This window comes from Pseudomonas sp. B21-035 (assembly GCF_024748945.1).
Taxonomy (GTDB): domain Bacteria; phylum Pseudomonadota; class Gammaproteobacteria; order Pseudomonadales; family Pseudomonadaceae; genus Aquipseudomonas.
On sequence record NZ_CP087179.1, the window covers coordinates 3,628,874 to 3,640,430 of the forward strand.

Consider the following 11,557-nt stretch of genomic DNA (forward strand, 5'->3'; position numbering starts at 1 on the left):
GCAAATCAGGCGATCAGATCGCCAGGCGGAGAAATTCGAAACTGACCTTGCGACCGCTTTCCAGGTGTGGAATGGCGTCAAGCAAGGCACGGGTATAGGGGTGTTGCGGACGGTCGAAAACATCGCGCACGGCGCCGCTTTCCACCGCCACGCCGTCTTTCATCACCAGCACCTGGTCGCTGACGTGGTTGATCACCCCCAGGTCGTGGGAGATGAACAGGCAGGCCAGGCCCAGGCGCTGTTTTAGGTCGTCGAGCAGTTCGAGGATCTGCGCCTGCACCGACACATCCAGCGCCGACACCGGCTCGTCGCACACCAGGATCTGCGGCTGCGCGGCCAGGGCGCGGGCAATGGCGATGCGTTGCCGCTGGCCGCCCGACAGCTCGATCGGGCGCCGCTCCAGCAGGCTTTCGTCAAGGCGCACCAGGGTGAGCAACTCGACGGCCTGCGGGCACCACTGCGCGCGCAGGTGCCCGGCTACTTGCAGCGCCTCGTACAACACCCGCTGCACGGTGTAGCGCGGGTCGAAGGAGCTCAGCGGGTCCTGGAACACCACCTGGATGCTGCGGCGCAGCGCGCGTTTCTCCTGGTCATCGAGTTGCAGCCAGGGCCGGCCCTTGATCTGGATCGCGCCGCTGTCGGGGGTTTCCAGGCCGAGGATCATCCGGGTCAGGGTGGTCTTGCCCGAGCCCGACTCGCCGACAATGCCTAAGGTGCGGCCCTTGTGCAGCTGCAGCGAAACCTTGTCGACCACGGTGCGCAAGGCGCCGTCCGGGCCCTTGAAGGCCTTGCTCAGTTGCTGCACCTGCAACAGCGGCGCGCTGGTTTCCACCACCGGCGGCGCCACGGCCGCAAGTTTTGCTGCCTGCGGTCGGCGAAAATGCACGGCGGCACCGGCCTTGAGCAGGTACTGGGTGTAGGGGTGCTGCGGGTCTTGCAGCACCGCCTCGACACTGCCCTGCTCGACGATCACGCCGTTGTGCATCACTGCCACGCGGTTGGCCAGGCGCGAGACCACCGCCAGGTCGTGGCTGACAATCAGCATCGCCGTGCTGTCGCCGCGCAGGGATTCGAGCAGGCTCAAGACCTGGGCCTGCACCGTGGCATCCAGCGCCGTGGTCGGCTCGTCGGCAATCAGCAGGCGCGGGTTGCAGGCAATCGCCGAGGCGATCAGCGCCCGTTGGCGCAAGCCGCCGGAGAGCTGCCAGGGGTACTGGCGGGCGCGCAGCTCAGGTTCCGGCACGCCGACCGCGCGCAGCAGTTCCAGCACCCGCGCCTGACGCTGCTCGCGGTTCAGCGCGCTGTGCAGTTGCAGCGGCTCGGCAATCTCCTTGCCGACCGGGCGCAGGGGGTCGAGCGAGCCCAGGGCGTCTTGCATGACAAAGCCGATTTGTGCGCCGCGCACCCGGCGCCAGGCGCGCTCGTCGAACTGGCGCAGGTCCTGCCCGGCAAAGGCCAGGCGGCTGGCCTGCAACTGCGCATGGGCTCCGGTGAGCCCGGCCAGGGTGCGCGAAGTGACGCTCTTGCCCGAGCCGGATTCGCCCACCAGCGCCAGGCATTCGCCCTGCTGCACGGTGAAGCTGATGCCCTTGAGCACCGGCACGCCCTGGCCGAAGCGCACCTGCAAGTCGCTGACCTCGATCAGCGGCGCGGGGTGTTGAAGAACAGCGTTCATAGGCGTTTACCTTCGTTGCGGCGCAGCAGTTCGCGGCCGATGGCGGTGATCGAAACCACGGTGAGGGTGATGGCCAGGGCCGGCCAGGCCACCAGCCACCAGGCGTTGGCCAGGTAGTTGCGGCCGATGGCGAGCATGCCGCCCCATTCCGGCTGCGGCGGTGGCGCGCCAAAGCCAAGAAAGCTCAGGGCGGCGCCGGCAACGATGGTGCTGCCGATGCCGATGGTGGCGAGAATCAAAATCGGTTTGATCGCATTGGGCAGCACGTGCCGCCAGATCACCTGGCGTCGTGGCAGGCCCAGGGTCGTGGCCGCCTCGACGTAGCCGGCATTGCGTACCACCAGGGTTTGCGCGCGCACCAGGCGCGCATAGCGCGGCACGCTGGCGATGCCCACGGCGATGATGGTGTTGAGCGCGCCCTGGCCAAAAAAGGTGATGATCACCAGCGCCAGCAACAGGTCGGGAAAGGCCAGCAGCACATCGACCAGGCGCATCACCGCGCCGTCGACCAGCCGTGGGCCGAGGCCGGCCAGCAGCCCGAGCACGGTGCCCAGCAGCAATCCCAGCGCCGTGGCACTCAGGCCCAGTACCAGCGACGGGCGCACCGCGTAGACCAACCGCGCGAGGATGTCGCGGCCGTTCTCGTCAGTGCCCAGCCAGTGCAGGCTACCCGGTGGCTGGAACGCCTGGCGGGCGTTGGCATCAAGCGGGTCGGCGGCCACCAGCCAGCCTGGCTGCAGCGCCGCCAGCAGCAAAAAGACGACGAACAGCGCCGCCAGCACCAGCCCCGGGCGCACCGCCAGTGGCCGGCGCCTGGCAAAACGCGCCGGGGCCGGGATCAGGCCGCTGACCGGCAGCACCGCTGCCGTTGAATTGATCGGCGCCATCGGGCACCTCCATGAACTGAACGTTAGGGAGCCGGGTTAGGGATCTGCCGGTGGATCTGCTCGATGCGCACCAAGGCTTCGCTACCCAGCTTCACCTGCAATGCGCCGAGGTTGTCGGCCAGTTGCGCCAGGCTGGTCTGCCCGGTCAGTGCGCTGCTGACAAACGGCTTGTTGAGCACATAAGCCAGGGCCAGTTGCGCCGGGCTGATCGAAAGCTCCTGCGCCAGCGCCACATAGGCAGCGATGGCCTGATGGGCGCCGGGGCTGTCGTAGCGGTTGAAGGTGCGGTACACCGACGACAGCCGCGAGCCCTGCGGCAAGGCGCCGTTGAGGTACTTGCCGGTCAGGGCGCCGAAGGCCAGCGGCGAATAGGCCAGCAAGCCGATGTTGTCGCGCTGGCTGAACTCCGACAGGCCGCCCTCGTACAGGCGGTTGAGCAGGCTATAGGGGTTCTGGATGCTGACGATGCGCGGCAGGTTCTGCTCACGCGCCTGGCGCAAAAACTCGGCCACGCCCCACGGGGTTTCGTTGGACACGCCGATATGGCGGATCTTGCCGGCGGCGACCTGATCGGCCAGCACCTGCAAGGTCTCGGCGATGCTCACGGTTTCGCGGTCATCCTCGACATAGGGGTATTCGCGCTGGCCAAAAATATTGGTGGTGCGGTCCGGCCAGTGCAGTTGGTAGAGGTCCAGGTAATCGGTTTGCAGGCGCTTGAGGCTGCCGTCCAGGGCGGCGACGATATTGGCCCGGTCGTGGCGTGTAAGCCCCTCACGGATATGCGCGCCGGCCCCCGGCTGGCGTGCCGGGCCGATGATTTTGCTGGCCAGCACCACCTCGGCGCGCCGCCCGCTGTTCGCCAGCCAGCTGCCGATGAAGCGCTCGGTGCTGCCCCAGGTTTCGCCGTGGGTCGGCGTTGGGTACATCTCGGCGGTATCGATCAGGTTGATACCAGCGGCCAGCGCCGCGTCGAGCTGGCGGTGGGCATCGCTTTCGCTGTTCTGGTGGCCCCAGGTCATGCTGCCCAGCCCCAGCACGCTGACCTGAATGTCGCTGTGGCCCAATCTACGTTTGATCATGCTCGCTCCGTATCGAAAGTAAAAAGCTCAAACCGCTTCGGCGGCGCGCTGGTACTGGCTGGCCGGGTACGGCAGGCCGAGGTGCTCGCGCAAGGTGCTGCCCTGGTATTCACGGCGGAACACCCCGCGCTGTTGCAGCAGCGGCACCACCTGGTCGACGAATACCTCGACACCGGAGGGGAACATGTCCGGCATGATGTTGAAGCCATCGGCAGCGCCGGCACGGAACCAGTGCTCAAGGCTGTCGGCGACCTGTTCCGGGGTGCCGACGATCAGCCGGTGGCCGACCAGGATGCGCCGCGACAGTTCGCGGATGGTCAGGTTCTCGCGCCGCGCCAGGTTCAACTGAGCTTCGAGAAAACCGTGGGAGCCGCGCTCGAAATCCGCCACCGGGCCAATCCGCTCCCAGGGCAACGGCGCATCCAGCTGCAGCTCGCTGACCGCCAGGCCCACCCGCGCCGCCACCTGGTTGATCAGCCCTTCTTCGCCGTACCAGGCGTTGAGCTCGTCGAAACGCGCCTGGGCCTCGGCCTCGCTGCTGCCGATTACCGTTGACAGCCCCGGCATGATTTTCAGGTGCTCGGGGTTGCGCCCCCACTGGCGGGCGCGCTGTTTCATTTCCTGATAGAACGCCTGGCCGTCGACCAGGGTGGTCTGGGTGGTGAAGATCGCATCGGCATAGCGCGAGCCGAGGGCCTTGCCGCCTTCGGAAGACCCGGCCTGCACCAGCACCGGCCGGCCCTGGGGCGAGCGCGGCAAGTTGAGCGGGCCCTTGACCGAAAAGTGCTCGCCGACAAAGTCGATGGCATGCACCTTGGCCGGGTCGGCAAAACGCCCACGGCGGGCATCGCCGATCACCGCGTCATCTTCCCAGCTGTCCCACAATTTAAGGGTGACATCGATGAACTCATCGGCCCGGGCATAACGGTCGACGTGTCGCGGCGCACCGGCCAGGCCGAAGTTCTGCGCGGCGGCATCACCGGCATTGGTGACCACGTTCCAGGCCGCACGGCCGCCGCTGATATGGTCCAGCGAACTGAAGCGCCGGGCCAGGTTATACGGGTCGTTATAGCTGCTCGAAGCGGTGGCGATCACGCCGATATGGCGGGTAGCCAGGGCCACGGCGGTGAGCAGCACGGTAGGTTCCAGGCGCCCGGCCGGATGCTGGCCAACATCGCCGATCAGCGCCGGGCCGTCGGCGAGGAAGATCGCATCGAGCTTGCCGCGTTCGGCAATGCGCGCGATGTTGCTGTAGTACTGGTGATCGAGATAGGCATTGGCCGGCACCTCGGCCTGGCGCCAGGCACCGGAGTGGGCGCCGAAACCGAGGATGTTCATGCCGATGCTCATGTGTTTTGCAGGCTGGCTCATGGCAACTCCTTGAGTGGGGTCAGACCGCGCTGGCTTCATCGCGGGCGGCGTTGTCCTGGGCGTGCAACTGGCGCCAGGCGGCACCAGGGCTGATGCCGTTGAGGTAGTAATTGCCCAGCGCCCGCTCGCGGTAGATCGCCGGGTTGTGCGAGGCCAGGGTGCGGGCATTGCGCCAGTGCCGGTCGAGGCGCCGGGCCTGGCTGGTGGCCGAGGCGCCGCCGACTTCAAACAGCAAGGTGGTGGCTTCGAGCACCTGCTCGAGAACAATCTGCTGGGCCTGGTAGGTGCGAATGTCGGCCTCGACGTAGTGCTCCTCGCCAATAGAACCGTCGAGCTCGGCTTCATGCACGGTCTGCAGCACCTGGGCGACATCCAGCACCAGGGCCTGGGCGGCATAGGCCAGGCTCGACAGACGACCGATCACCCGCTGCACCAGCGGGTCGTCCTTGGGGCTGGACTGGCCCGGCACGCCAAAGGCGCGGGTGCGGCCCTGGACGAAGGCCACGGCATCGCGCTGCGCGGCGCGGGCGATACCGGCCAGGGTCGCCAGGTGGTACAGCTGGTAGAAGGCCGACAGGTAGGATTCGGCGCGCAGCTCGCCGGGCTTGAAGCGCCGCAGCACCTGCTGCGGCGGCACCGCGACATTGGCAAAACGGGTAGTGCCGCTGCCGCTCAGGCGCTGGCCGAAACCGTCCCAGTCATCTTCCAGGCTGACCCCTGGCGCCGTGGTCGGCACCACCACGCTGACAAAATCCTCATCGAGCATGGCCACCGCCGCCACCCAGTCGGCATAGATGGCGCCGGTGCAGTAGTACTTCTCGCCGTGCAGCAGCCAGCCGGCCTCGGGCGCCTGCGGGTCGGCAGCGCGCAGGCGCACCGAATTGCCGGTGGTGTCGGTGCGTTCGGCCATGGCCGCGCCCCACAACTGCCCCGTCGCCACCTTGGCCAGCCAGTGCTGTTGCGAAGCGGCATCGCCACTGGACAGCCGGCCTTCGACAAAACCGAAGTGGGCGCGAAAGATTTGCGGCAGGTTGGAGTCGGCTTCGGCCAGGTCGATCAGCAGGCGAAACAGCACCGGCAGGCTGGCCTGGGCGCCGTTCAATGCCTGGGGCACGCGCAGGGCGCCAAAGCCGGCTTCGCGCAGCCAGGCCACCGGCTCATGGGCCAGGGTGCGCTGCTGCTCGCGCTCGACCGCACCTTCGGCAATGCGGGCAAACACCGGGGCAAAGCGCGCCTGCAGGTTTACGTAGTCCTGGCCTGCGGGGTTCGCAGCCAGGGCTGTTGGCAGTTCATGGGCACTCATGGCTGGTCCTTGAGATTCGGGTTCATAGGCTTTTGCTGCGGGGGTCGACCCAGTGGTTGATCAGGTCGACGAGAAAGTTGACGAGCACATAAATCGCCGCCGCCAACAGGGTGATGCCCAGCAGCAAGGGCATGTCCTTGGTCACGGCGGCGTCGAGCATCAAGCGGCCGATGCCCTGGCGGGCGAAGAGCATTTCGATGATTACCGCACCGCCCAGCAAGCTGGCGAAAACAAAGCCCGACAACGTCACCAGCGGCACCAGGGCATGGCGCAAGGCATGCTTGAGGCGCACGCCGGTCTCGGACATGCCGCGGGCGCGGGCCATGGCGATAAACGGCTGTTCGAGGATGTCTTCCAGCTCCTGGCGCAGTACCTGGGTCAGCACCGCGGCAATCGGCAGGGCCAGGGCCAGGCTCGGCAGCATCAGCGCCTGCCAGCTGTTGGAACCGGATGGCGGCAGCAGGTGCCAGCCGAACGAAAACACCAGCAACAGCACGATGCCGATCACGAACGACGGCGCCGACGACAGCACCAGTTCAGTGCCGGACACCAGCGAGCGCACCCAGCGCGGCCGGTTGGCGGTGAGCACCGCGCAGCTCACCGCCAGCACAATCGACAGCAAGGCGGCGGCCAGCGACAGCTGCACGGTGGCGCCCAGCTGGCTGCCGATTACCTGCAGTACCGGGATGCGCAAACGGTATGACTCGCCCAGATCGCCCTGGGCCAGGCGCGCCAGGTACTGGCCGTACTGCACCCACAACGGCTGGTCGAGGCCGTATTCGGCGCGCACTTGGGCGATCAGCTCGGCGCTGGGCATGGCGTCGGGGCCGCCGAGAATCGCCAGGGCCGGGTCGCCGGCGCTGAGGTTGATGGCCAGGAAGGTCAGGGTCGCCGCGCCCCAAAGCACGCCGATGCCGGCCAGCAGGCGCCAGGCCAATCGTTGCAAGCTAGTCATTTGCCCTCCGGGTCGAGCCAGACACTGGTGAAAAACGGAGTGTTGTGCGAAGTGTCGAAAATCAGCCCCTTGACCTGCTTGCGGTAGGCCAGCAGCACATGGCTCTCGAACACCGGCACCGCCGGGATGGTCTGCGCCAGGCGCTGCTGGGCGATGCGATAGAGGTCGTTCAGCGCCACCGGGTCGGTAGTCCGCCGGGCCGCGCTGAGTACCCGGTCGAGCTCGGCATCGCGAAAGCGCCCGGCGTTCTGGCCGATCAGCTTGGCGGTGCTGATTGCCTGGCTGTGATAGAGGATGTACAGGCCATCGGGGGTGTTGGTGTGCCAGTAGCCGCCGCCGATCAGCTGAAAATCACTGGCGTAACGGCGCTGGGTGACCTGGGCCAGGGGCAGCAGGTCGATGTCGATCTTGAGGCCGATCTTCTTCAGGTCGGCCTGGATGGCCACGGCGATGCTGCTCGGGTAGGCCGCGGTTTCGTAGGTCAGCAGGTGCGCGGCCAGGCGCTGGCCGTTCTTGACCCGGTAACCCTCGGCGTCGCGCTCACTCCAGCCGGCCTGGTCGAGAATGCGGTTGGCCTCGGCGACGTCATAGGCCAGTACATCCTTGAATGCCGGGTCGTAGTAGCGGGTGTTGGCGGCAAGAAAATCACCCTTGGCCAGGTACTCGCCAAAACCGGTGATCCAGGCCAGGCCGTCGCGGTCGATGGCCTTGGCCACGGCGCGGCGCACCTGCACGTCGTCGAAGGGAAAGCGCTCGACGTTGAAGGTCAGGCTGCGAAACGGGTTGGCCTTGCGAATGCGGCTGCGCATCTGCAAGTCCGGGTTGTCACGGATAGCCCGGGCGTTCTGGGTCGGGGCGTCGACGGTGAAGTCCGACTGGCCGGCTTCCAGGGTACTGAAGCGGATCATCGGCTCGGGGACGATGCTCAGCTCCAGGCGGTCGAGGTAGGCCTCGCCCTGGTGGCGGGTGACTGCGGGCGCCCAGTTGTAGCCCTTGCGCTTGACGAAGTTGGCGCCCTGGTCGCGGGTATAGCTTTCCAGCACGAAGGGCCCGGAGCCGATCGGGTGCTCGGCGATGGTCTTCGGCGCTTCGAGGATCTGCCGGGGCGAGATCATGCTCAGCCACGACTGCGCCAGCACATCGAGGAACGGCGAATACGGCTCGCGCAAGTGCGCTTCGAAGGTGTACTCATCGACGATGCGCCCGTCGACATATGGGGCGATGTAGGCAGCGGCCAGCGGCGATTTGGTCGCCGGGTCGCGCATGTGTTCAAGGTTGACCTGCACGGCACGGGCGTTGAATTTCTCGCCATCGCTGAAGGTCACGTCGTCGCGCAGGTGAAAGGTGTAGGTCTTGCCGTCGTCGGAGATCTCCCAGGACTTGGCCAGCCACGGCGAGATATTGCCCTGCTCGTCCTGGTACAGCAGGCAGTCGAACAGAATGCGCCCCAGCCACTGCACATTGCCGTGGGAAATCGAATGCACGTCCAGCGTCATGGTGTCGGAGGCCGTCGACACCCGCAGGGTGCCACCGGGCTTGCCCGGAGCGGCCTCGTAATAGTCCTGCGCGCCATAGCTGAGGGTGCCGTTGTGCAGCGTGCCGTCGATGCCGCTGCTGCCCTGCTCCGGCGATTGCTCCACCGGCTTGCAGGCGCCCAGGGCCAGCAGCGCGCCAAGCACGGCGGGCGCGCCCAGCCTTGCGATTACTCTCATGCGGTTCTCCTGCAGGTGCCGCGCGAACGGCACCCGCCCCTGGCTCAAAAGTTGTAGGCAATCCCGGTGTAGGCGCCGAAGCCGTCACCCGGGTACAGCGAAGCGGTGTCCTGGCCCTTGGCGTCGTAGCTGGGCACCAGGGCGGTGACGTAGTCCTTGTCGGTGAGGTTCTTCAGGTCCAGGTACACCTGCCAGGTCTTGTTCGGCGCGTCGTAGCCCAGGCGTGCGCCCCACAGGGTGTAGGACGGCGCGTAGAAGCTGTTGGCGTAGTCCACCGCCGTGCTCGATGCCGAGCGCACGTTGATCCCGGCGTAAAAGCCGTTGGCGTACTGGTAGAACAGCTCGCCCTGGTAGATGTGCTTGGGCAGGCCCGGCAGCTCGTTCTTGCTGAACAGCGGGTCGTTGCGGTAGTGAAAGTCGTTGAGGGTGTAGGCCTGGCGCCAGCTCAGCACATCGCCGTTATCGCGTTGCCAGAGCTTGGTGGTCAGCCCCGCCTCGATGCCCTGGTGGATGGTCGGGCTGGCGTTGGAGGTCGAGACCACCGCGGCCGAAGTGTTGGTGGCCGGGAGGATTTCGACGTTGAGCAGCTCGTCCTTGATCCAGGATTTGTACAGGGTCAGGCTGCCGTCGAAAATCTCCGAACGCCCGCGAATCCCCAGTTCAACCGTGTTGGCGCTTTGTGGCACCAGGGTCTTGGCAAAGTTGGTGGTCACCCCCGAGCCGGAACTGGACCAGGAGCTGGGCGGGTCGATCGAGCGGCTGACGTTGCCGAACACCTGCACGTCCGGGGTCAGGTAGTAACGCAGGCCGAGCCGTGGCGCCAGTTTCCATTGCTGATAGCGATAGTGGCTGGGGATGCCGCTGGTGTTGGGCCGGTCGCTGAAATTGACATCGACATTGCGCTTGACCTCAATGGCCGAGAGGCCCGTGGACAGGTACAGGTTGTCGGTCAGGCCGAGGTCGTTGCCCAGCGAGAACACATGGTCGAACGAGCCGTCGTACTCGACCTGCTTCTGCAACCGGCCCAGGTCCTTGTCGCCGCTGTAGGTGCGCACCCCGGAGCGGATGTGCTGGGTGCTGCTCCAGCCGACCGTGGTGGTGCTCGGAAGGCCAAACAGCTGGTCGCTGCGGGTGTACTTGAGCGAATAGTTGATGTCGCGCCAGTCCCAGTAGTTGGGGTTGACCGTGCTCTTCTTGCTGAGGATCTGCGGGTAGTTGTGATAGACCAGCCCGGCCACCAGGGTCGAATCGTCATCGAAGGTGTAGGTGGTCTTGCTGCCGACCCAGGTCGAGCCTTCCTTGGTCGAGTCGCCGCGGGTGGCGCGGGTGCTGGGGTTGGTTTGCGAGGAGTTCTTCTTCAGTTGCGCCAGGGTCAGGGCCCCGGAGTTTTCGTGGTATTCCTCGCGGTAGCGGATATACAGGCGGGTTTCCAGCTTGGGGTTGAAGCGGTAGCCGAAGTTGCTCACCACGCCCTTGGCCTTGGTGAAGGTGAAGTCCTGGTAACCGTCGCGCTTGGAGTTGTCGACACTGATGAAGTAGTCGGCATTGCCAGCCACGCCACCGGTGCTGAGGGTCTGCTTCTGCCAGCCGAAACTGCCGCCTTCGACCTTGATGCGGTTGCCCGGCGCAGTGAGGCCGGAGTTGGTAACGAAGTTGATCGCCCCGCCCAGCGACAAGGCGCCGTATTCGAAGGCGTTGGCACCGCGCAGTACCTCGGTGTAGCTCAGGCCCTGGGTGTCGAGCAGCTCGTAGGGCGTGCCACCGGCGCCAGTCAGGGCCAGGCCGTCGAAGAGAAACTTGGTGCCTTCGCGAAAGTAGCCAGGCGATGTGTTGGCGCCCGAGCCGCGAATGGAAATTTTGATCGCATCGTTGCCGCCGGCCGCCTGCGCATACACCCCCGGCTGATAGGCCAGGGTGTCTTCGAGGGTGGCCGAGCGGCCCTTCTCCACCTCCGCCTGCTGGACCAGCCCGGTACCGCCGGGGATCTCGTCCAGTTGCGCCTGCGCCGCTTCTACCGGGGTGGCTTTGGCGGCCTGGACGGTAACCGTCTCCAGGCGTTTCTCAGTCTGTGTGGCGTCTTCGGCCTGGGCCAGCGGCGCCAGGCTCAACAGGGCGGCGCCGACGCTGGCCAGCTTCCAGTCCTTGCCTACTACTTTGGTCGAAGATTTGGATAAAACGGATGTTGCCCGAGGCACGAAATTCAAGGTCTTGCTCCCCACCTGATTAAAAAATAGGCGAGTTTCTATTGGTATAGTCAATCTCGAAGGGAGCTGTTGCAGCGTCCGTGCCAACCACAAAATCCCTGGAAATCCTTGGGTTTGAGCGGTTTCAAAGGTTTAAACAATTGTTCGAATTGCGGGTATCTGTCCAACTGCTGTTGCCTGGCGAACAGTTGATCATGGCCCAGGCCTTGATAGATCCTGTCGATAGACCTATCAACAAGGTCGATTAGTCCCACATTCCGTACGGGAATACACTAGCGCGCATACGTCCGCTTAAAACCCTGCGCCAGACAGGGACCTGCGACACACCGTGCTTCGACACCCCAGCCAACTGCGCTTGCGACGCCTTGTTG

Annotated in this window: 8 protein-coding genes; all 8 read right to left on the bottom strand. The window is 65.7% G+C overall.

All coding sequences use genetic code 11. The annotated features are described in order from the left end of the window. Positions 1-13: 13 nt before the first annotated feature. From LOY22_RS16530 to LOY22_RS16565, 8 genes are read right to left on the bottom strand one after another with little or no spacing between them, the layout of a single operon-like run. Positions 14-1,675: an ABC transporter ATP-binding protein gene (locus LOY22_RS16530; protein ID WP_258594025.1), complete on the bottom strand. Its 1,662-nt coding sequence runs from the start codon at positions 1,673-1,675 to the stop codon at positions 14-16. Next, on the bottom strand, positions 1,672-2,562 hold the full coding sequence (locus LOY22_RS16535) for an ABC transporter permease (RefSeq protein WP_093381314.1): 891 nt from the start codon (positions 2,560-2,562) through the stop codon (positions 1,672-1,674). Before LOY22_RS16535 ends, LOY22_RS16530 begins: the two co-directional genes overlap by 4 nt. A 23-nt stretch (positions 2,563-2,585) precedes the next feature. After that, entirely contained in the window at positions 2,586-3,641 is a 1,056-nt protein-coding gene (locus LOY22_RS16540; RefSeq protein WP_258594028.1) for an NADP(H)-dependent aldo-keto reductase, read from the bottom strand. Between the two features lie 27 nt (positions 3,642-3,668). After that, a complete protein-coding gene (locus LOY22_RS16545) occupies positions 3,669-5,012 on the bottom strand; it encodes an LLM class flavin-dependent oxidoreductase (RefSeq protein WP_093381309.1) in 1,344 nt (447 codons plus the stop codon). A gap of 19 nt (positions 5,013-5,031) precedes the next feature. Continuing rightward, entirely contained in the window at positions 5,032-6,315 is a 1,284-nt protein-coding gene (locus LOY22_RS16550) for an acyl-CoA dehydrogenase family protein (RefSeq protein WP_258594030.1), read from the bottom strand. Positions 6,316-6,337: 22 nt separating this feature from the next. Beyond that, positions 6,338-7,270 carry an ABC transporter permease gene (locus LOY22_RS16555; RefSeq protein WP_258594032.1) on the bottom strand — a complete coding sequence of 311 codons (933 nt, stop codon included), beginning with the start codon at positions 7,268-7,270 and terminating at the stop codon, positions 6,338-6,340. After that, positions 7,267-8,982 (bottom strand): ABC transporter substrate-binding protein, encoded by a 1,716-nt coding sequence (locus LOY22_RS16560; protein ID WP_258594034.1) that lies wholly within the window; start codon positions 8,980-8,982, stop codon positions 7,267-7,269. The genes LOY22_RS16555 and LOY22_RS16560 overlap by 4 nt, the downstream gene beginning before the upstream one ends. Before the next feature lie 44 nt (positions 8,983-9,026). After that, entirely contained in the window at positions 9,027-11,114 is a 2,088-nt protein-coding gene (locus tag LOY22_RS16565) for a TonB-dependent receptor domain-containing protein (RefSeq protein WP_213604394.1), read from the bottom strand. Between the last annotated feature and the right edge of the window lie 443 nt (positions 11,115-11,557).

Excerpts from the sequence above, each read along its gene's own strand:
- LOY22_RS16530 (WP_258594025.1), bottom strand. The coding sequence starts at position 1,675 with ATGAACGCTGTTCTTCAACACCCCGCGCCGCTGATCGAGGTCAGCGAC.
- LOY22_RS16535 (WP_093381314.1), bottom strand. The coding sequence starts at position 2,562 with ATGGCGCCGATCAATTCAACGGCAGCGGTGCTGCCGGTCAGCGGCCTG.
- LOY22_RS16540 (WP_258594028.1), bottom strand. The coding sequence starts at position 3,641 with ATGATCAAACGTAGATTGGGCCACAGCGACATTCAGGTCAGCGTGCTG.
- LOY22_RS16545 (WP_093381309.1), bottom strand. The coding sequence starts at position 5,012 with ATGAGCCAGCCTGCAAAACACATGAGCATCGGCATGAACATCCTCGGT.
- LOY22_RS16550 (WP_258594030.1), bottom strand. The coding sequence starts at position 6,315 with ATGAGTGCCCATGAACTGCCAACAGCCCTGGCTGCGAACCCCGCAGGC.
- LOY22_RS16555 (WP_258594032.1), bottom strand. The coding sequence starts at position 7,270 with ATGACTAGCTTGCAACGATTGGCCTGGCGCCTGCTGGCCGGCATCGGC.
- LOY22_RS16560 (WP_258594034.1), bottom strand. The coding sequence starts at position 8,982 with ATGAGAGTAATCGCAAGGCTGGGCGCGCCCGCCGTGCTTGGCGCGCTG.